General features: G+C 70.2%; 22 protein-coding genes and 1 tRNA gene. 7 read left to right on the forward strand and 16 right to left on the reverse strand.

Annotated elements, in window-relative coordinates; translation table 11 throughout:
• Positions 1–222: 222 nt before the first annotated feature.
• From rplL to FK219_RS08065, 5 genes are all read right to left on the reverse strand, one after another.
• A complete protein-coding gene (gene rplL / locus FK219_RS08045) occupies positions 223–612 on the reverse strand; it encodes a 50S ribosomal protein L7/L12 (RefSeq protein WP_152583602.1) in 390 nt (129 codons plus the stop codon).
• Positions 613–664: 52 nt separating this feature from the next.
• Entirely contained in the window at positions 665–1,180 is a 516-nt protein-coding gene (rplJ, locus tag FK219_RS08050) for a 50S ribosomal protein L10 (protein WP_152583603.1), read from the reverse strand.
• Positions 1,181–1,481: 301 nt separating this feature from the next.
• The gene (locus FK219_RS08055) at positions 1,482–2,327 is read right to left on the reverse strand and encodes an NAD-dependent epimerase/dehydratase family protein (protein WP_152583604.1); all 846 of its coding nucleotides are present in this window, start codon (positions 2,325–2,327) and stop codon (positions 1,482–1,484) included.
• A 44-nt stretch (positions 2,328–2,371) separates the two neighbouring features.
• The gene (locus tag FK219_RS08060) at positions 2,372–3,799 is read right to left on the reverse strand and encodes a sensor histidine kinase (protein ID WP_152583605.1); all 1,428 of its coding nucleotides are present in this window, start codon (positions 3,797–3,799) and stop codon (positions 2,372–2,374) included.
• Between the two features lie 46 nt (positions 3,800–3,845).
• On the reverse strand, positions 3,846–4,586 hold the full coding sequence (locus FK219_RS08065) for a response regulator transcription factor (protein ID WP_152583606.1): 741 nt from the start codon (positions 4,584–4,586) through the stop codon (positions 3,846–3,848).
• Between the two features lie 569 nt (positions 4,587–5,155).
• On the opposite strand from FK219_RS08065, the gene FK219_RS08070 reads away from it, so the two are divergent.
• A complete protein-coding gene (locus tag FK219_RS08070; RefSeq protein ID WP_407941894.1) occupies positions 5,156–6,124 on the forward strand; it encodes an NADP-dependent oxidoreductase in 969 nt (322 codons plus the stop codon).
• A gap of 77 nt (positions 6,125–6,201) precedes the next feature.
• On the opposite strand, the gene FK219_RS08075 is transcribed toward FK219_RS08070, so the two are convergent.
• The 6 genes from FK219_RS08075 to FK219_RS08100 all read right to left on the reverse strand — a co-directional run bounded on the left by FK219_RS08075 (position 6,202) and on the right by FK219_RS08100 (position 9,689).
• Positions 6,202–6,732: a GNAT family N-acetyltransferase gene (locus FK219_RS08075; RefSeq protein ID WP_152583607.1), complete on the reverse strand. Its 531-nt coding sequence runs from the start codon at positions 6,730–6,732 to the stop codon at positions 6,202–6,204.
• A 124-nt stretch (positions 6,733–6,856) separates the two neighbouring features.
• Positions 6,857–7,546, reverse strand: a complete 690-nt coding sequence (gene rplA, locus FK219_RS08080) for a 50S ribosomal protein L1 (protein ID WP_152583608.1) — start codon at positions 7,544–7,546, stop codon at positions 6,857–6,859.
• A 78-nt stretch (positions 7,547–7,624) separates the two neighbouring features.
• Positions 7,625–8,056: a 50S ribosomal protein L11 gene (gene rplK / locus FK219_RS08085; RefSeq protein WP_152583609.1), complete on the reverse strand. Its 432-nt coding sequence runs from the start codon at positions 8,054–8,056 to the stop codon at positions 7,625–7,627.
• A gap of 120 nt (positions 8,057–8,176) precedes the next feature.
• Positions 8,177–9,154: a transcription termination/antitermination protein NusG gene (nusG, locus tag FK219_RS08090; RefSeq protein ID WP_152583610.1), complete on the reverse strand. Its 978-nt coding sequence runs from the start codon at positions 9,152–9,154 to the stop codon at positions 8,177–8,179.
• Positions 9,155–9,217: 63 nt separating this feature from the next.
• On the reverse strand, positions 9,218–9,505 hold the full coding sequence (secE, locus tag FK219_RS08095; protein WP_152583611.1) for a preprotein translocase subunit SecE: 288 nt from the start codon (positions 9,503–9,505) through the stop codon (positions 9,218–9,220).
• A 111-nt stretch (positions 9,506–9,616) separates the two neighbouring features.
• Positions 9,617–9,689 (reverse strand) — tRNA-Trp (locus FK219_RS08100).
• Positions 9,690–9,852: 163 nt separating this feature from the next.
• Between FK219_RS08100 and FK219_RS08105 the strand changes: the two genes are divergently transcribed.
• The gene (locus FK219_RS08105) at positions 9,853–11,058 is read left to right on the forward strand and encodes a pyridoxal phosphate-dependent aminotransferase (RefSeq protein WP_152583612.1); all 1,206 of its coding nucleotides are present in this window, start codon (positions 9,853–9,855) and stop codon (positions 11,056–11,058) included.
• A gap of 47 nt (positions 11,059–11,105) precedes the next feature.
• Here FK219_RS08105 and FK219_RS08110 read toward each other — a convergent pair whose 3' ends face one another.
• Positions 11,106–11,441, reverse strand: a complete 336-nt coding sequence (locus FK219_RS08110; protein WP_152583613.1) for a histone-like nucleoid-structuring protein Lsr2 — start codon at positions 11,439–11,441, stop codon at positions 11,106–11,108.
• A gap of 253 nt (positions 11,442–11,694) precedes the next feature.
• On the opposite strand from FK219_RS08110, the gene FK219_RS08115 reads away from it, so the two are divergent.
• Genes FK219_RS08115 through FK219_RS08130 form a run of 4 tightly spaced genes read left to right on the forward strand, consistent with a single transcriptional unit; the run spans position 11,695 to position 15,247 of the window.
• A complete protein-coding gene (locus FK219_RS08115) occupies positions 11,695–12,597 on the forward strand; it encodes an ABC transporter ATP-binding protein (RefSeq protein WP_152583614.1) in 903 nt (300 codons plus the stop codon).
• A complete protein-coding gene (locus FK219_RS08120; protein WP_152583615.1) occupies positions 12,594–13,466 on the forward strand; it encodes an ABC transporter permease in 873 nt (290 codons plus the stop codon). Before FK219_RS08115 ends, FK219_RS08120 begins: the two co-directional genes overlap by 4 nt.
• 18 nt (positions 13,467–13,484) lie before the next feature.
• Complete coding sequence (locus tag FK219_RS14110; RefSeq protein WP_152583616.1) at positions 13,485–14,633, forward strand: sensor histidine kinase; 1,149 nt, start codon at positions 13,485–13,487, stop codon at positions 14,631–14,633.
• Positions 14,630–15,247, forward strand: a complete 618-nt coding sequence (locus FK219_RS08130; protein WP_152583617.1) for a response regulator — start codon at positions 14,630–14,632, stop codon at positions 15,245–15,247. Before FK219_RS14110 ends, FK219_RS08130 begins: the two co-directional genes overlap by 4 nt.
• Before the next feature lie 170 nt (positions 15,248–15,417).
• Here FK219_RS08130 and FK219_RS08135 read toward each other — a convergent pair whose 3' ends face one another.
• Genes FK219_RS08135 through FK219_RS08150 form a run of 4 tightly spaced genes read right to left on the reverse strand, consistent with a single transcriptional unit; the run spans position 15,418 to position 18,373 of the window.
• Positions 15,418–16,521: a UDP-N-acetylmuramate dehydrogenase gene (locus FK219_RS08135; RefSeq protein WP_152583618.1), complete on the reverse strand. Its 1,104-nt coding sequence runs from the start codon at positions 16,519–16,521 to the stop codon at positions 15,418–15,420.
• Between the two features lie 13 nt (positions 16,522–16,534).
• Positions 16,535–16,954, reverse strand: a complete 420-nt coding sequence (locus FK219_RS08140) for a MaoC/PaaZ C-terminal domain-containing protein (protein ID WP_152583619.1) — start codon at positions 16,952–16,954, stop codon at positions 16,535–16,537.
• Complete coding sequence (locus tag FK219_RS08145) at positions 16,951–17,400, reverse strand: FAS1-like dehydratase domain-containing protein (protein ID WP_407941895.1); 450 nt, start codon at positions 17,398–17,400, stop codon at positions 16,951–16,953. The genes FK219_RS08140 and FK219_RS08145 overlap by 4 nt, the downstream gene beginning before the upstream one ends.
• A 58-nt stretch (positions 17,401–17,458) precedes the next feature.
• Entirely contained in the window at positions 17,459–18,373 is a 915-nt protein-coding gene (locus FK219_RS08150) for an aminoglycoside phosphotransferase family protein (protein WP_152583620.1), read from the reverse strand.
• Between the two features lie 393 nt (positions 18,374–18,766).
• Here FK219_RS08150 and FK219_RS08160 point away from each other — a divergent pair, with 393 nt between their 5' ends.
• Positions 18,767–19,345, forward strand: coding sequence for a hypothetical protein (locus FK219_RS08160; protein WP_152583621.1), 579 nt, complete (start codon positions 18,767–18,769; stop codon positions 19,343–19,345).
• Positions 19,346–19,523 lie beyond the last annotated feature (178 nt).

The following is a 19,523-nucleotide window of genomic DNA, read 5'->3' on the forward strand; positions in this document are numbered from 1 at the left end:
ACGGTGAGACACGAAGACCTCCGGTGGCGATCAGTGAGTGTGGTAACCCACATCGTTCCGGAGGTCTTCGCTCACCTCACCCGTTCACAACGTCCCGAGGAATTACACCTAGCCCGCGCACGAATACCGCAGCGCGCAGGCCTCCCCCCACGCACGAAGGCCCCGCGCCGTCGACGGACGGGCGGGGCCTGCGCGAGCAGCACGAGGCTGCGGGTGGTGCGACTACTTGAGGGTGACGGTGGCGCCGGCCTCTTCGAGCTGGGCCTTGGCCTTCTCGGCGGCGTCCTTGGGCGCGCCCTCGAGCACGACACCGGGAGCACCGTCGACGAGCGCCTTCGCCTCACCGAGACCGAGGCTCGTGAGGGCGCGCACCTCCTTGATGACCTGGATCTTCTTCTCGCCGGCGGCCTCGAGAACGACGTCGAACGAGTCCTTCTCCTCGACCTCCTCGGCAGCGGCTCCGCCACCGGCGGGGCCGGCCGCGGCCACGGCGACGGGTGCCGCGGCGGTGACCTCGAAGACCTCTTCGAACTTCTTCACGAACTCGCTGAGCTCGATGAGCGACAGCTCCTTGAACGCCTCGATGAGGTCGTCAGTCGACATCTTTGCCATGATTTCTCCTTCTTACGTGCTGCTACTGGTCTGATCTACCGCGGGGCTGGATTCAGCTCGCGGACTCCTGCTTCTGCCGCAGCGCGTCCACTGCCCGCGCGGCCTGAGCCAGCGGAGCGTTGAACATGTACGCGGCACCGAACAGCGAGGCCTTGACGGCACCGGCCAGCTTGGCCAGCACCACCTCACGGCTCTCGAGATCGGCGAGCTTGGTCACCTCGGCGGCGGTGAGCGGGTTACCGTCGAAGTACCCGCCCTTCACCACGAGGAGGGGGTTCGCCTTGGCGAAGTCGCGCATGGCCTTCGCCACGTTCACGGTGTCACCGTGGACGAAGGCGATGGCAGAAGGACCCTCGAGCAGGTCATCGAACGAGTCGATGCCGGCGTTGTTGGCCGCAATCTTGGTCAGCGTGTTCTTCACCACGGCATAGGTCGCGTCCTCACGGAGTGCGGCACGCAGCTGCTTGAGCTGGGCCACCGTGAGACCGCGGTACTCGGTCAGCAGTACGGCCTTCGAGCTGTGGAAAAGTGCTGACAGCTCGGCGACCGTTGCTTCCTTGTTCGCCATGGTGCTCCTCTAGTCATTGACGTTCGGACTCCAGGGATCACCCGGCACACATGACGAAAGCCCCGTAGCGCGGGCGCTCGGGGCTTCTTCGCGATCCCGGTACGGGATGCACGGCAAAGGTTTCCTCACACCTGCGCGGGCCCTCGCCGCTCTTCACGAGGAAGAACTGCGAGCCTTCGGCCGACTCGCCCGCGAACGGGCCCGTCGACAACCGGCGGTCTCTGGCAAGCGCTCAGCATACGGCACGGAGCGGCTCGCACGCAAAACGGCGTCGACCGGGTGCGCGCGCGGCCGGGGGCGCCTACGTCTCGTCGAGCCAGCTGTGCCGCGGCGCGTAGCCGAGGTCGCGCCGAGCGGCGTCGATTGACAGGAGGGTCTGGCGCCCGCTCACCGTGGAGAGCACCGGTACGTCGGGGAACTCGGCCGCCATGAGCTCGGCGCTGTCCCGCCGCATGACGGTGTCTGCTGCGGCGATGATGTAAGCGCTGTAGCCGGGCTGCTGCGCGAGAAGTGCGCGCTCGACCGCGTGGCCACCATCGCGGCGGTCGATGTAGCCCCACAGATTCCATCGCCGCACGGCCGGGTCGTCCTGCCAGGTCTCGAACTCGGCGTAGTCCTCGGGCGCCATGACATTGCTGAAGCGCAGGCCGGTCATCGCGAGCTCGGGCTCCAGTCGGCAGATCGCGCGCCCGAACTCCTCCTCGAGGTGCTTGCCGACCGCGTACATGAAGTTGGGTCGCACCGTCTGGGTCTCGTCGATGGGCGCGGCGGGCGGCGGCTCCTCGAGCGGCAGGCCGAGCAGGGTCTCGCTCGAGGCGTGCACGATGCGCCGAATCCCCGCGCGTCGCGCCGCCTGCACGACGCCGATCGTCATCGTGACGTTCTGCTGCAGCAGTGCCGTATCGGGCCGGATGCCCGGCGCGGGTGTCGCCGCGAGGTGCACGAGCGCGTCCACGCCGTCGTGGCGCTCCTCGACCCCGGCGAGAGCATCCGCCACCTGGCCGTAGTCGGCGAGGTCGACCTGCACGAAATCCTTGCCGCGGGCGCCGACGGCGTCCATACCGATGACGGTGTGACCGCGCTCCCGCAGATGGTCGACGACTCCGACGCCGAGCTTGCCGCTGGATCCTGTCACGGCGATGATCACGGTCGACCTCCTCTGCGGGCCGACGGTCGCGGCCCTCGTCGAGGCTACTCGTCGCGCACGAGCGGCAGCCGCACCGTGAAGACCGTGCGGCCCGGGCGGGACTCCACCGACACGCTGCCGTCGGGGGCGCCCACGCCCGCCGCGACGATCGCGAGCCCGAGCCCCGTGCTGCCCGTCGCGCGCGAGCGCGAGGTGTCGGCGCGCGCGAAGCGCTCGAAGAGCACCGGCTGCACCTCCTCGGGAATCCCTGGCCCATCGTCCGCCACGCGCACGATCGCCTCGCCGTCGACGGCGGCGACCGACGCCGCGACCGACGTGCCCTCGGGCGTGTGCACGCGCGCGTTGGCGAGGAGGTTCGCGACGACCTGGTGCAGCCGCCCCTGATCACCGGTGACGACGACCGGCTCGTCGGGTACCTCGACGCTCCAGCGGTGATCGTCGCTCGTGGCGCGGGCGTCGGCGAGAGCATCCGCGATCACACGGCCGAGGTCGACGGGGTCGGCGCGCAGCGCTCGGCCCTCGTCCAGTCGCGCGAGCAGCAGCAGGTCGTCGACGAGCTCGGTCATGCGCACCGACTCCGACTCGATGCGGTCGAGCGCGTGGCGCACGTCGGGCGGCACCTCGTGCCCACCCCGCCGGGTGAGCTCGCTGTAGCCGCGGATGGCCGCGAGCGGCGTGCGCAGCTCGTGGCTCGCATCGGCGACGAACTGCCGCACCTTGCCCTCGCTCGCCTCGCGGGCGAGCAGCGCCGCCTGCACGTGGTCGAGCATGCGCGTGAAGGCGGCACCCAGCTGCCCGACCTCGGTGCGCGTATCGGTGTCGATCGTCTCGAGCCGGTCGGAGAGGGCGACGGCACCGCGGTCGAGCGGCAGCTCGGTCACGCGCGTCGCCGTCTCGCGAATGCGCGTGAGGGGTCGCAGTGCTACGCGCGCGACGCTGCGCCCGAGCGCCGCCGCGACGATGAGGGTGCCGATGAGGACGGCGGTGATCGTCGCGCCGAGGCGCGCGGTCGTCACGGTCGCCTCGCGCGTCGAGAGCCCGACCACGACGGCAGAGCCCTCACCGACGGGAGCACCCAGCACGCGGTACTCGCCAAGCCCACCGGGAAAGCGGATGGTGCGCGGCTGCTCGATCGAGGCTCCCGCGAGGACGCGCTGCTGGAGGGCCGACAGCTCGCGGACCTCGGCGTCGAGGTCGAGGTAGGCGGCCGTCACGCGACCCTGCGGCGATACGACCGCGATGAGCGAGCCGAGCGGCAGTCCGGGGCCGAGCAGGCTGCGACTCGAATCCCCCGGCCCCGCGTCGAGCGTCACGGCAACGCGCTGCGTCGTCGTGCGCAGTTCGTCGTCGAGCTGACCGATGAGGGAGGTGCGCAGGGCGAAGGTGCTCACGACGCCGATGCCGAGCGTCGCGACAGCGAGCAGGGCGAGGATGCCCGCGACGAGCCTCTGCTGCAGCGACCAGCCGCGCATCCTCAGGCCCCCGTCCTCACGCGGCGGGATCGCACGCGACGCGGCCTCACGCGACCGGCTTGATGAGGTAGCCCACGCCGCGCACGGTGTGGATCATCGCCGGGCCGAGCGTGTCGATCTTCTTGCGCAGGTACGAGATGTAGATCTCGACGATGCTCGACCGCCCGCCGAAGTCGTAGCTCCAGACTCGGTCGAGGATCTGCGCCTTGCTGAGCACACGACGCGGGTTGCGCATGAGGTAGCGCAGCAGCTCGAACTCGGTGGCGGTGAGCTCGATCTCGGTGTCGCCCCGGCGCACCTCGTAGCTCTCCTCGTTGAGCACGAGGTCGCCGACGCGGATCTCGGGGTCGGACCGCTCGCTCACCACGAGCGCGCTGCGGCGGATGAGCCCGCGCAGTCGCGCCACGAGCTCCTCGAGGCTGAACGGCTTCGTGACGTAGTCGTCGCCCCCCGCGGTGAGGCCCACGACGCGGTCATCGACGGCGTCCTTCGCGGTGAGGAAGAGCACCGGCACGTTGCTGCCGTCCGCCCGCAGGCGACGCAGCACCTCGAGGCCATCGAGGTCGGGCAGCATGATGTCGAGCACGACGATGTCGGGGCGGAACTCGCGGCCGTGCGCGAGCGCCTCCTGCCCGGTGAGGGCGGTGCGCACCTCCCACCCCTCGTAGCGCAGCGCCATCGAGACGAGGTCGGCGAGGGAGGGCTCGTCGTCGACGACGAGCGCCCGCACGGGGGAGCCGTCGGGGTGGGTGAGGCGAGGCGACTCGGTCTGATCGTCGTAGGACATGGTCCCAGTACTGCCCATGAACCTATGAGCCTGCTCTGAGCCAGCCCTGAAGCAATGAGCATCACAACGAGAACCCCGGCTGCCCTTGGGGGAAGGGACTGCCGGGGTTCGTCGTACGGCGCGGTGGCGCGTGGCTCTCGGGGAGCCGGTGCGTCAAGCGCGGTGGGCCCCACGGGACTTGCGGCCCGTGCCGGCGATGCCGGCCATGAGGGCGAAGAAGCCCACGAGGGCGGAGATCATGAGGAGGGGGAGGGTGATCATGTCGTTCCTCTCGGGTCGAGTCGGGCGGGGTATTGGAGCGACGCGAGCTTCGGGTGCTCGTGTCCTCACTGTGGGGGACCGGGGGTGTCCCCCTTCTCTACGAGTGTGCGCTATACGAACATCGAGCACAGGCCCCCCTCCGGGGGTGATTCGGTCCCCAGAAAGGGGGACCACGATGTTCATCTTTTGTACCCCACTCGCTCTCCAGCCTCGTGATTCCGGGAGAGTTTGCCCCTGCGTGACACTCTGGAAACATCCGCGACCCGAAAGCGCGGTTGACTGATGCTCGTTGCGGGAGGGGACCGACGATGACGACGATGACGGCCATGGTGGCCACGGAGTGGGGCGGCCCCGAGGTGCTCTCCCCCGCCGACGTGGCGATGCCCGTACGGGCGAACGCCGAAGTGCTCGTGAAGGTCATGGCGGCGGGCGTCAACCCGATCGACGCGAAGACCCGGGCAGGCCGCGGGGTCGCGGGCGCCGTGAGGTCGTTCCCCGTGATCCTCGGCTACGACGTCGCGGGCGTCGTCGTCGAGTCGCCCTACGAGGCCCACCCGCTCGCCGTGGGCCGCGAGGTCTACGGCATGTCGATGGTGCCTCGCTTCGACGGCACCTACGCCGAGTACGCCGTGCTGCCGGAGGCCTCCGTCTGCCCCAAGCCCGCCTCGCTGAGCTTCACCGAGGCGGCCGGGGTGCCGGTCGCCGCCCTCACGGCGTGGGGCATGGTCGTCGACGTCGCGCGCGCTCATGAGGGGCAGCGGATGCTCATCCACGCGGGAGCCGGCGGTGTCGGGCACTTCGCCGTGCAGCTCGCCGCGTACTTCGGGGCCCATGTCACCACGACGGGCTCCGCGCGCAACCAGGGCTGGCTGCGCGAGCTCGGCGCCTCCCAGGTCATCGACTACACGTCGACCCGCTTCGAGGACCACGTGCACGACGCCGATGTCGTCATCGACCTCATCGGCAACGTGCACGACGACACGGGCACGCGCTCGCTCAGCGTCCTGCGGCCCGGGGGGCTTCTCGTCAACGCGCCCAGCGGCAGTTGGCCGACCATGCGCGAGGATGCTCTCGAGGCCGGCGTACGGGCGACCGGCTACAAGGTCTCACCGAGCGGGGCGACCCTCGCGGTGCTCTCGCGCCTGTTCGAGTCTGGCGATCTTCGCGTGAACCTCGACCACGTGCTGCCGCTGAGCGAGGCCGCCGAGGCCCACCGGCTGCTCGAGGAGGGCCACACGCGCGGCAAGATCGTGCTCGAGGTCTCGCCAGATCAGTGAGCGCCGCGCAGTAGGCGCTGAGGAGTGAGCGCTGCGGAGTGAGCGCTGCGCAGTAAGCGCTGCGCCGTAGGCGCCGGTCAGAGCGTGCGCTCGCGCACCCAGTCGTCCTCGAAGGTGTCGCCGACGAGGAACCTCTTGCTGCCGACCGTCTCGAAGTCGCTCTTGGCGTAGAAGCGGTTCGCGCGCGCGTTGTGCTGGTTGACTCCGAGCCACACGCTCGCGGCACGGTGCCGTGCCGCGGCGTCGACGACCGCGGCGACGAGGGCCGAGGCGACCCCGCCCCCGTGGTGCAGAGGGTGCACGTAGAGCTTGCTGAGCTCGGCCGTCGGCCGCGAGCGCACCGCCTGCGCGACATCGGGGTCGGCCGGCTCCCCGTGCACGACCATCGCATAGCCGATGAGCTGTCCCGCATCGTCGGCGACGACCACATCGCGTGCGGGGTCGGCCAGGTAGCGGGCGAACGCCGCCTCGCTCAAGTGCTCCGCGATGAACGCCGCCTTCGAGGCCTCCGTCGTCGAGGGCGGGCAGGCGAGCGGGAAGGTGAGGGCGGCGAGCTCGTGCAGAGCCGCTGCCTCCGCCGCGCTCGCGGGCCGAATGCGCGCAGTCATGCCCCCATTCTGCCGCCCGGCCCCGAGCATCCCGTGCCGCCCCGCCTCCGTTCGCAACTCAGGCAGACGACGATGGCCCCGCCGAAGCGGGGCCATCGTGGCGGTGCGGCGCGGTGCGGTGCGCCTAGAAGATGTTGACGTCGAGCGGGATGCCCGGGCCGAACGTCGTCGAGACGGTGGCCTTCTGCACGTAGCGACCCTTCGAGCTCGACGGCTTGAGGCGCACGACCTCGTCGAGCGCCGCGTGGATGTTCTCCGCGAGCTGCTCCTGCGTGAAGCCGGTCTTGCCGACGATGAAGTGCACGTTCGCGTGCTTGTCGACGCGGAACTCGATCTTGCCGCCCTTGATGTCGGTCACGGCCTTCGCCGGGTCCGGGGTCACGGTGCCGGTCTTCGGGTTGGGCATGAGGCCGCGCGGGCCCAGCACCTTGCCGAGGCGACCGACCTGGCCCATGAGCTCCGGGGTCGAGACCGCGGAGTCGAAGGACGTGTAGCCGCCGGCGACCTTCTCGATGAGCTCGGCGCCGCCGACCTCGTCGGCGCCCGCCGCGATCGCGGCCTCGGCCGCGGGGCCGGTCGCGAACACGATGACGCGGGCGGTCTTGCCCGTGCCGTGAGGCAGGTTGACGGTGCCGCGCACCATCTGGTCGGCCTTGCGGGGGTCGACGCCGAGCTTGAGCGCGACCTCAACGGTCGAGTCCATCTTCTTGGAGCCCGTCTCGCGGGCGACCGCGACGGCCTCGTCAGGGGTGTAGAACTTGCCCGGCTCGATCTTCTCGGCCGCGGCCCGGTAGGCCTTGGACTTCTGTGCCATGTTGTGTCTCCTAGTGGGGAAGAACGCGGTTGACGAGCCTGGCAGGCTCTCCCGCTGGTTGAAGGTCTGTGAGGTCGCTTACTTGTCGACCGTGATGCCCATGCTCCGCGCCGTGCCGGCGATGATCTTCTCCGCGGCGTCGAGGTCGTTGGCGTTGAGGTCGGACTGCTTCTGCTCGGCGATCGCGCGAACCTGCTCGCGCGTGATCGAGGCGACCTTGACGGTGTGCGGGGTTCCCGAACCCTTCTGCACGCCGGCGGCCTTCTTGATGAGCTCTGCGGCCGGCGGGGTCTTGAGGATGAACGTGAACGAGCGGTCCTCGTACACGGTGATCTCGACCGGGATGACGTTGCCGCGCTGCGACTCGGTGGCCGCGTTGTAGGCCTTGCAGAACTCCATGATGTTGACGCCGTGCTGACCCAGCGCGGGCCCGATGGGCGGGGCGGGGTTGGCGGCGCCGGCCTGGATCTGCAGCTTGATCAGACCCGAGACCTTCTTCTTCGGTGCCATATTTTCTTCCTTCGTGTCGTGCGGCACCCGGTGAGAGTGCCGCGCTCCCGCCTGCGCGCCCTGTGCGCGCCGCGGTCAACTGATGAGTCTAGAGCGTGCCGCTCGACTCGGGGTACAGGGTCAGAGCTTGGTGACCTGGTCGAACGACAGCTCGACCGGGGTCTCGCGCTCGAAGAGCGAGACGAGCACCGTGAGCTTGCCGCTCTCGGGCTTGATCTCGTTGATCGTGCCGGGAAGGCCCGCGAACGAGCCCTCCTTGATCGTGATGGTCTCGCCGACCTCGAAGTCGATCTCGGCGGGGATGACGCGTGCCGCGACGCCGCCGCCCTTCGCGCCGCCGGTCTTGGCGGGCGCCTCGACGACCTGCACGGTCGACTTGAGCATCTGGAACGCCTCGTCGAAGCGCAACGGCGTGGGGTTGTGGGCGTTGCCGACGAACCCGGTCACGCCGGGCGTGTGACGCACGACCGACCAGCTGTCCTCGTTGAGGTCCATGCGCACGAGCACGTAGCTGGGGATGCGCACGCGGTTGACGAGCTTGCGCTGCCCGTTCTTGATCTCGACGACGTCCTCCATGGGGACCTGCACCTCGTAGATGCTCTCCTCCATGTTCATCGAGATCTTGCGGTTCTCGATGTTTTGCTTGACCCGCTTCTCGAAGCCGGCGTACGAGTGCACGACGTACCACTTGCCCGGCTTCATGCGCAGCTCGAGCTTGAACTCCTCGTAGGGGTCGACCTCGGGCTCCTCAGCCTCGGCGTCGGCCTCGTCGGCGGCAGCAGCGGCGTCCTCGTCCTCGTCGGACTCGTCGTGGGTCGCCTCGGCCGCGGCGTCCGCCTCCTGGGCGGAGTCGATGTCGAGGGCGTCCTCGACGACGGCGTCCGCCTCCGGGTCGGCCGCCATGTCGAGGGCGTCGAGCAGGCCGTCGAGGTCGGGCTCGCGGTTCTCGTCGTCGACGACGTGCATCGCGTTGTGCTCAGCCGGGTCGGAGGAGTGCTGCTGAGAGTCGAGCACGTTGCCCTCCTGCGCCTCGTCCTCCTCAGAGGACTGCTCGGCGGCGGTCGCGAGATCGATGTCGCGCGGCAATTTCTCAGACACTGCTTCTTCTTTCCTTGTGCTGTCGAACGTGCACGGCTGTCGGACGTGCTCGTGGAGGCGGACTCAGCCGCCGGCGCCCAGGTTTCCCGTACCGAACAGGAAGTTCACGAGAGACCCGAACACGATGTCGAGGCCCGACACGATCGCCATCATGATGATCACGAAGACGAGCACGACGAGCGTGTAGGTGATGAGCTCGCGGCGCGTCGGCGTGACGACCTTGCTGAGCTCGTTGAGCACCTGACGGATGAACAGCGCGAAACGACCGAACGGTCCGCGCTTCTCGGCGCGCTCCCGCTTCGCCTTGGCGACGACATCCTCGCCGCCGGGCTCGTCGATCACATTGCTCACGTGATGCTCTACCTTCGTCGCTCGGGTACTGAACTGGGGGTGGTGCTCACCGCCGCACTCGGCGCATCTCGTCCCACGTCGCGAACGGATGCGCCGAGCTCGGCGACTGTGCAGGGCGGACAGGACTCGAACCTGCAACCTGCGGTTTTGGAGACCGCTGCTCTACCAATTGAGCCACCGCCCTCTGCGGTGCGGCGCTGACCCGCGGGCATGCCAAAGCATGGCGGAGATCAACCACCGATCCCCAGTGTAGGCGACGCGCGCGAGGCCGCCAACCTGGCGGAATGCGCTGCGCGCGAGCCGAGCATCCCGAAGCCGCCCGACGCGACGTCGGTAGACTGCGCAGCGTGACCAGCGACCCTCGACGCATCGCCCACCGCATCGCCGCCATCAGCGAATCGGCCACCCTCAAGGTGGACGCCCAGGCCAAGGCGCTCAAGGCCGCCGGGCGCCCCGTCATCAGCTTCGCGGCGGGCGAGCCCGACTTCGCGACGCCCGACCACATCGTCGAGGCCGCCGTCGAGGCGGCACGCGACCCGAAGAACCACCGCTACACGCCGGCTGCCGGGCTGCCCGAGCTGCGCGAGGCGATCGCCGAGAAGACTCTGCGCGACTCGGGCCTCGAGGTGCCAGCAAGCCAGGTCATCGTCACCAACGGCGGCAAGCAGGCCGTACACGAGGCCTTCCAGACGATCGTCGACGACGGCGACGAGGTGCTGCTGCCCGCCCCCTACTGGACCACCTATCCGGAGGTCGTCGCGCTCGCCGGCGGCACCCCCGTGGAAGTCTTCGCCGGCAGCGACCAGGACTACCTCGTCACGGTCGAGCAGCTCGAGGCAGCGCGCACGCCGCGCACGAAGGTGCTGCTCTTCGTGAGCCCCTCCAACCCGACCGGATCGGTCTACAGCCCCGAGCAGACGCGGGCCATCGGCGAGTGGGCCCTGCAGCACGGCATCTGGGTCATCACCGACGAGATCTACCAGTCCCTCACCTACGACGGCGCGCGCGCGGTGTCGATCGTCGAGGCTGTTCCCGAGCTGGCGGAGCAGTGCATCCTCGTCAACGGCGTCGCCAAGACCTACGCGATGACCGGCTGGCGCGTGGGGTGGATGATCGGCCCGAAGGACGTCATCGCGGCGGCCTCGAACCTGCAGTCGCACCTGTCGAGCAACGTCGCGAACGTCTCGCAGCGCGCGGCCCTCGCCGCCCTCACGGGCCCGCAGGACGCAGTCGCCACGATGCGCGAGGCCTTTGACCGTCGCCGTCGTCTCGCCGTCGCCGAGCTCAACAAGATCGACGGGATGCTCACCCCCACCCCCACGGGAGCCTTCTACGTCTATCCCGACGTCACGGCGCTGCTCGGCCGCGAGTGGCACGGTGTCACGCCGACGACCTCGCTCGAGCTCGCGGAGCTGATCCTCGAGAAAGCGGAGGTCGCCGCGGTGCCCGGCGAGGCGTTCGGCCCGAGCGGCTACCTGCGCTTCAGCTACGCGCTCGGCGACGCCGACCTGCTCGAGGGCGTCCAGCGCCTGCAGCACTTCTTCGCCGCGTAGTCGCTCCGCGCGGCGTCAGCGCTGCAGGGCGTCAGCGTTGCGCGGCGTCAGCGCTGTGCGGCGGCGTACGCCTCGCGGATCTCGGCGGGGATGCGCCCGCGGTCGCCCACGGTGTAGCCGTTGCGCTGCGCCCACTCGCGCACGGCGGCCGTATCGCTCGAGCCGCTTGAGCGCTTGCGCGGGGCAGCGCCGCCACGGCGGCCCGTCGAGCGCGCGTTGGCGATGAACGGTGCGAGAGCATCCCGCAGCGCCCGCTGATTGTCGTCACCGAGGTCGATCTCGTAATTCGTGCCGTCGAGCGCAAAGGCGACGGTGCCGCCCGTACCGGGCTCGATAACCGTGCCGTCGATATCGTCGACGAGTTCGGTGGTAATGCGCTTCATGGAATTCCCCCTCGATAAACAGTCGTGCTGGTGTGCGCATTGAGTGTAGAGGCTGCGAAATGCGGGCGCACTCTATGCGCTCATGTCGTTCGCAACTCAGGCAGAGAGTGCGGTGGTGACCGGTTGACCCCGCACACACCCGATTCCTGCCTGAGTTAAGAACAGGAACGGGGGCGGGTCCACCGGTCGGTGGACGGCAGAGTAGGCCTAACGGCCGTTGTCGCGGCCGGGCTGAGAGGCGCAGAGTAGTCGCATGACCACACACGAGAACGTCGTCGAGGTGCGCGAGCTGCGCAAGATTTACGGCCATTTCGCCGCTGTCGACGGTATTGACTTCGATATTCACCGAGGCGAGACTTTCGCCCTGCTGGGCCCGAACGGCGCAGGAAAGTCCACGACGATCGAGATTCTCGAGGGCTATCGCGACCGCACGAGCGGTGACGCCCGCGTGCTCGGCGTCGACCCGGGCCGCGGCGGCCTCGACTGGAAGGCGCGGCTCGGCATCGTGCTGCAGTCCTCCGGCGAGAGCGGCAACGTCACGGTCATCGAGCAGCTGCGGCACTTCGCGGCCCTCTACCCGAACCCGCGCGACGTCGACGAGGTGATCGCCGCCGTCGGGCTGCAGGAGAAGGCGGGCACGCTCATCCGCAAGCTCTCCGGAGGGCAGCGTCGCCGCGTCGACGTCGCGGTCGGCATCGTCGGGCGGCCCGAGCTGCTGTTCCTGGACGAGCCGACGACGGGCTTCGACCCCGAGGCGCGGCGCAGCTTCTGGGATCTCATCCGCACCCTCCAGTCGGAGGGCACCACGATTCTGCTCACGACGCACTACCTCGACGAGGCCGCCCAGCTGGGCGACCGCGCGGGTGTCATCGCGGGCGGTCGCATGGTCGACCTCGCCCCGATCGGCGAGCTCGGCGGTGCGGATGCTCGCACTCCGCTCGTGCGCTGGCGCGAGGCGGGCGAGCAGCGCGAGCAGCGCACCGACGCACCGGGTGCGCTCGTCGCCGCCTTGATCGACCGGCTCGGGCCGGAACCCGACGCGCTCGAGGTGATTCGTCCGAGCCTGGAGGACGTCTACCTCGACCTCATCGGCCGCGAGACCTCGACCTCGGATGACGCAGAACCGACCACGACAGAGACGGAGGTCGCACGATGAGCGCGACGACGAGCACCACCCCGGCACCGCGCACGACCTCGCACGCTGTCGGCAGCAGCATCCTGCGGGCGATCCGCCTCGGAGGCCTGCGCATTGGCTACGAGGTGCGCGCGTACTTCCGCCAGGGCGACACCGTGTTCTTCACGTTCCTGTTCCCGGTCGTCATGCTCACGATCTTCAGCGTGTCGTTCAGCCAGGCGAGCTTCGGCCAGACAGTCGACGGCGACGACGTGAGCGCCGCGTGGTTCTACCTGCCCGCAATGCTCGCCGCCGGGCTGCTGCTGAGCGGTGTGCAGAACCTCGCGATCGACATCGCGCTCGAGAAGAGCGACGGCACGCTCAAGCGGCTCGCAGGCTCTCCCCTTCCGGTGGTGAGCTACTTCATCGGCAAGCTCGGGCAGTCGTTCGTCACGGGACTCGCGCAGGCCGCGGTGCTGCTCGCCCTCGGCTTCACCGTCTTCGGCGTGCCCCTGCCGGAGGAGCCGCAGAACTGGCTCGTGTTCGCGTGGGTGTTCGTGCTCGGTGTCGTCACCTCGGCGATCCTCGGCATCGCCCTCTCCGCTGTTCCGCGCAGCGGCAAGAGTGCGACGGCCGTCGTCATCCCGATCACGCTCGTGCTGCAGTTCATCTCGGGTGTGTACCTCGCGTTCAGCAACCTGCCGGACTGGCTGCAGAACTTCGCGAGCGTCTTTCCCCTCAAGTGGATGGCGCAGGGCATGCGCAGCGTGTTCCTGCCCGAGGAGCTCGTGATTCTCGAGCCGAACGAGTCGTGGGAGCTGCCCGGGGTCGCCCTGGTGCTGGGTCTGTGGCTCGTCGTCGGTCTTGTGCTCGCCCGCCTCACGTTCCGCTGGATCCGCAAGGACAGCTGAGTGGCTAGGCTCGGCCGCATGACGGCGAGGCGCTGGTGGTGGGTCGCTGTGCTCGGCATGGCGGCCCTCACCGGCGTACTCGCCATCGCCAACCTGCAGACTCCGTGGCGCCTCACGCTCGCGCTCACGGGCATCGCCCTGCTGGTCGTCGCGTGGGCCGTCGTCGGCGACCGTCGCGCGGAGTCGGAGTCACCGTCGTGGACGCTCGTGCTGCTCGTCACCGCCGCCGCCGGGATCGGCACAGCCGGGTACCCGACCCTCGCGATCCTGCAGGCGCTCGCGTACCCGATCTCGTGGGTCTTCGCGGCCCGCTCGCGTGACGCCGTCGTCGGCAACGTGCTCATCGCCGTGGCGGTCGGCGTCGGTTTCGCCATCGGCATCGGCACCGGGCCGGAAGACATCATCCAGATCATCGTGACGCAGTCGCTCGCCCTCGGGTTCAGCCTCGCGATGGGCTTCTGGATCACCCGGATGGTCGAGCTCGGCGAAGAGCGCGGCCGCCTGCTCACCGAGCTGCAGGGCGCGCAGGAGCAGATCGCCGCCCTGCACCGCGACGCCGGAGCCGCCGCCGAGCGCGAGCACCTCGCCCGCGAACTGCACGACACGATCGCGCAAGACCTCACGGGGCTCGTCATGCTCGCCCAGCGCGCACGGCGGGAGGGCGCGGGCGCGGTGGAGACGCTCGCGCTCATCGAGGAGAACGCGCGCGGCGTTCTCGCCGAGACGCGCGCGCTCGTGGCGGCGGGCGCGAGCGTCGAGACGGGCGAGACCCGTCTCGATCTGCTCAACGCTCTGCGCCGCATCGCCGAGCGCTTCCAGCGCGAGACGGGCGTGACCGTGACCGTGCAGGGGCCGGAGAGGCTCGTGCTGCCGCGCGACCTCGAGGTGGTCGTGCTGCGCTGTGCGCAGGAGGCGCTCGCGAATGCGCGCAAGCATGCGCGAGCATCCCGCATCGAGGTGGGGCTCGTCGCGGGGGACGGCGCCGTGCGCGTCACCGTGACCGACGACGGCATCGGCTTCGACCCGGACGACGCACCAGACGGGTTCGGGCTGCCCGGCATGCGCGACCGCCTCGCCCTCGTGGGCGGCTCGCTCAGCGTCACGAGCGCCCCCGGTGAGGGCACGCGGCTCACCGCCGAGGTAAGCGTGCAGGAGCTCGCGCTGTGATCCGCGTACTCGTGGCCGACGACCACGCGGTCGTGCGCGCCGGCATCGTGTCGCTCCTCGAGGCCGAGGACGGCATCGAGGTGGTCGGCGAGGCGGTCGACGGTGAGGATGCCGTGGGTCGCGCCCTCGCGCTGCGCCCCGATCTCGTCGTCATGGATGTCAGGATGCCCGGGCTCACGGGCGACCAGGCGACGGCGCGCATTCGGGAGAGCGCGCCGGAGATCCGCGTGCTCGTGCTCACGACCTACGAGTCGGATGCGAGCATCCTCGCCGCGATCGAGGCGGGCGCGAGCGGATACCTGCTGAAGGCCGCCCCGGCCGAGGAGCTCGTCGCGGGGGTGCGCTCGGTCGCCGCGGGCGAGGTCGCCCTCTCGCCGTCGATCGCCGCGCAGCTCGTGACGCGCATGCGCGAGCCGGCGCCTGCCGCGCTCACGCCGCGCGAGACGGAGGTGCTGCGGCTCGTCGCCGAAGGGCTCTCGAACCGCGAGATCGGCGAGCGCCTCTTCCTCGGCGAGGCGACCGTGAAGACGCACCTGCTGCGCACTTTCGAGAAGCTCGGCGTGAGCGACCGCACGCGCGCGGTGACCCTCGCGATGGAGCGCGGGCTCCTCTAGTCGAGAGCGCAGCGGCCACGGCGTGATCGCCGCGCGGCGTCTCCACAATTCAGGAGTTTCTGCAGCGGGTGCCTGGTGACACGCCGACGGCGCCCCCGTGCGGGCCATTTGGCGGCCCTCACTCCTGAATTGTGGAGGTGACAGCCTCGAGTGGGTGCTGTAGGCCGGGGCTAGAGCTCGACGCCGAGGAAGACCGGCTCGGGGTGCAGCACGACCCCGAACTCGCTCATGACACGCGTCTGGATGTAGCCGGCGAGCTGGGCGACCTCGCGCGCGGTCGCGGCGCCGCTCGCGTTCGTGAGCGCGAGCGTGTGCTTCTTCGACACCGCGGCACCGGAGCCGGGCAGCGCGAAGCCGCGGCCGATGCCGGAATGCTCGATGAGCCACGCGGCGCTGAGCTTGACGGTTCCCTCGACGACGGGCGGCGGCGGGGCGGGCTCGGCGCCGAGCGGCACGGCGCGCGTCGGCGCCTCCGGCTGTTGCGCCCAGCGCGGCGCCTCCCCGGGCAGGGTGCGCGCGAAGGCCTCGCTCACGATGGGGTTCGTGAAGAACGATCCGGCGCTCACCGAGTCGGGGTCGTCGGGGTCGAGCACCATGCCCTTCGCGGCCCGCAGCGCGAGCACCGCGGCGCGCACACCGACGAGGGGCGCGGTCTCGCCGATCTCGACGCCCAGGGCGTCGGCGAGCTGGGCGTAGCGCACGGGTCGGCTACGAGCATCCTCGTCGGCGCCCAAGGCGAGGTCGATGCTCAGCACGACCGCGCGACGCCCTTGCTTGATGCTGCTCGTGCGGTAGCCGAGCTCGAGCAGGGGCGCGGGCCACGTCGTGCGCTCCCCGGAGTCGAGGTCGAGCACCTCGACGGCGACGAGGCTCTCGGCGAGCTCCTGCCCGTAGGCGCCGATGTTCTGGATGGGGGCGGCTCCGCAGGAGCCCGGGATGCCCGACAGCGCCTCGAGCCCCGAGAAGCCCTGGCGCACGGTGTGCTCGACGAGCGCCTCCCACGGCTCCCCGGCCTGCACGCGCAATCGGATGGGGCGCGCCGAGCCGGGCGCATTCGGCAGTCGCTCGATGCCGCGCGTCGCGACCCGCACCACGACGCCCTCGATGCCGTCGTCGCCGATGAGCACGTTCGAGCCGCCGCCGAGCACGAGCCAGGGCTCGCCCACGCGGTCGGCCTCGAGCACCGTCTCGACAAGCTGGTCGGTCTCGGTCGCGTCGACGAAGCGCTCGGCCTCGCCGCCGATGCGCAGGGTCGTCAGGTCGCTGAGCTTCATGAGGGTCGAAGAGCTAGTGCGCGCTGATGCGCACCTGCGCCTTGCCGAGCACGGTCTGCCCCTCGTAGACGGCGGTGAGATCGATGCGCGCGCCCGCGTCGTCGATCACGCCGACGGTCGCCGTGACCGTCACCTCGGCACCAGCCTGCGGGTCAACGACGACGGGGCGCGTGAAGCGCACCTGGTAGTCGCTCACCCAGCCGCGGCCGTCGAGCCAGTCGACGACGGGCTGCACCGCGACACCCATCGTGAGCATGCCGTGCGCGAGCACGCCCGGCAAACCCACCTGCGCGGCGACGTCGTCGCGGTAGTGGATGGGGTTGAAGTCGCCGCTCGCCCCCGCGTAGCGCACGAGCGTGTCGCGGCTGAGGTTGAAGGTCTGCTCGGCGACGACCTGGCCGACCTCGAGGCCCAGGTTCTCTGCGAGGCTCACGAGTCGTCCCCTCTCACGACGAGGGTGGACACGCTCGTGACGACGTGCGCACCGGCGGCGTCGACCATCGTGCTCTCGCTCGCGACCATGCTGTTGCCGCCGAGCGTCTTGATGCTCGTCACGCGCAGGGTCGCGGTGAGCTCGTCGCCGGCGACGATGGGGCGCGTGTAGGTGAAGCGCTGGTCGCCGTGCACGACGCGGCTGAAGTCGATGCCCGCGTCAGGCTCGGCGAGCAGCTGCTGCAGCGTCGCCTCGGCGATGACGATCGGGAAGGTCGGCGGGGCGACGACGTCCGCGTAGCCGGCTGCCTGCGCGGCGGCCGGGTCGTGGTGCAGCGGCGAGGTCGCGAGCACGGCACGGGCGAACTCGCGCACCTTCTCGCGCCCCACGAGGTACGCAGGTGTCGGAGCGAACTCGCGCTCGGTCAGATCAGGGTTCACGGGCACCCGCCCAGTCTAGGCGGCGGGCTGGGACTGGCGAATGGGCTCAGTCCCGAGGGCGGGCTCAGAAGAGGGCGGTGCCGAGGAGCCGGTCGAGGATGCTCCGCCCGAGCATCCTCTCGGCCGCATGGCCGCGCCGCTCACCGCGCACGAGCAGCTCGAGCCCGCGCACGGCCGCGACGGCGCCGAGCACGAGCTCGTCCCGTTCGCTCGGCACGCGCCCGTAACCGTGCAGGAAGGCCGCGCGCAGGGCGGGCGCGTCGCGCCACGCTCCGTACTCGAGCCACAGCAGGTCGGCCGACCACGGTTCGAACTCGAAGGCGGCGAAGTCGACGAAGCGCACGCGGCCGCCCGGGTCGACGACCCAGTGGCGGGGATGCAGCTGACGGTGCGCGGGCACGTGGTCGAGCGCGCCCAGGTCGAGGGCCGCGGCGACGTGCTGCCGGGCGGCGTGACGCTCCTCGGCGCCCCGCTCGCCCCACAGGTCGTCGGCGAGGGTGCTCCAGCGTTCGAAGTCGGCGGCGATGATCGGGCCGAAGCGGTCGTGGCGCACGGGTGGGGCGGAGTCGTGCAGGCGGCGCAGCAGCTCGCCGGCGCGAGCGTGCACGGCCTCGTCGTGCTCGAGCTCCGTGCCTGCGGCCTGCTCGCCGAGCACGTGCGAGACGACCACGAGGCGCAGGGCCGGGTCGCTCAGCACGAGGCGCGGCGCGTCGCCGCTCAGCGCGGGAGTGTGGTGGTGCAGGGCGGTGTCTTCGCGGCGGTGCGGCAGAGCATCCCGATGCCATTTGACGACCGCGCGCTCCTCGCCGCGCGTGACGACCTGCAGAACGCGCGAGACCTTGTGAGCGCCGTCGTGCTCGGCGACGACGTCGACGGGGCCGAGGGTGCGATGCACGCGATCGAGCACTTCGGCGTCGGAGGCGAGGCGCGTCGAGGAGCGCCCCAGTTCGGGCGTCAGGGCATCGACGGTGATGCTCACGACCGGCCTCCTGTACTCGACGGTGCGCTACGCGCGGTCTCCTGATAGCACGAAACCCCGGTCACCTCGTGGTGGACCGGGGCCTCGGCAGAACCGTGTATCAGCTCGTGGGTGCGATGCCTACTGGCAGCTGTCGCACTGCAGCATGTCCATGGGGTCGACGGGAACGTCGTAGCCGCCCACGGTGTCGTTGTCGTTGTCCATTGCGGACCTCCTCTTGGTATGAATTCTCCGCCCCCGGCGGCTAGGGCTCTCACTATATACAGGGAATGACACGGTTGTCATTCCCCTAGATGTTGTGGTCTCGGCGTGTCGCGACAAGATGCTCGCACAGCGCCGCAGACAGCCCAGCGCCGTACTCTGAGAGCACCGCTCTCCTCACGCAAGGACACCATGCCGTCGCCCGATGCCTCCCGCCCGTCCCCTCGGGGTGCGGGGCGACCGCACCTGCCGGCGAGCCCCATCGAGGAGGGCGTGCTCGTCGCCCGCTCCGCGCTGCGGCTGTCCATCAAGAACAGCATCATCATGCTGACGCTGCGCGACGAGAAACCGTGGAACGACGACGACATGATCGAGCTCGCGCGGCGCGAGATCGAGACGCTCATGGCCGAGCTCACGCAGACCGCCGAGCGGCTCGAGGAGAGCAGCGCCGCGCCACGCCGCACGTTCGGGCGCTCCCGCCGCGCCGCCGCCAATGCGCGGCAGGACGCCGAGCATCAGCGCACCCGCGCCCGCATCCTGCGCGGCGTCGTCGACCGGCTGCGCGAGATCGAGGAAGATCCCGCCCAGACGCACGCCCTGCTCGCGGTCGCGCGCGAGGAGACCCTCGCCGAGCTCACCCAGGCGCGGCTCATCCCCCTCGGCGCCGAGCAGAGCGAGGAGGAGCGGCGCGCGAGCATGGACGCCGTCAAGGAGGACCTGCGCGAGCAGCTCGCCCTGCAGCAGCTCAAGGATCTGCCCGAGGGGTACTGACGGGCGCAGGTTACTGCGAGGCGCAGGGTACTGAGTAGCGAGGGCGGGACTCGATCCCTACCGTGCCGCCTCGACGCCGCTGCGCGGCGCCGCGGACTGCGCGGTGGGGGCCCAGGAAGGTTCTCGGCGACACCCTGGATACCAATGCGAAAAGCCCCGCCGAGGCGGGGCTCTTCGC

Source organism: Microcella pacifica (genome assembly GCF_009371975.2).
GTDB lineage: Bacteria > Actinomycetota > Actinomycetes > Actinomycetales > Microbacteriaceae > Microcella > Microcella pacifica.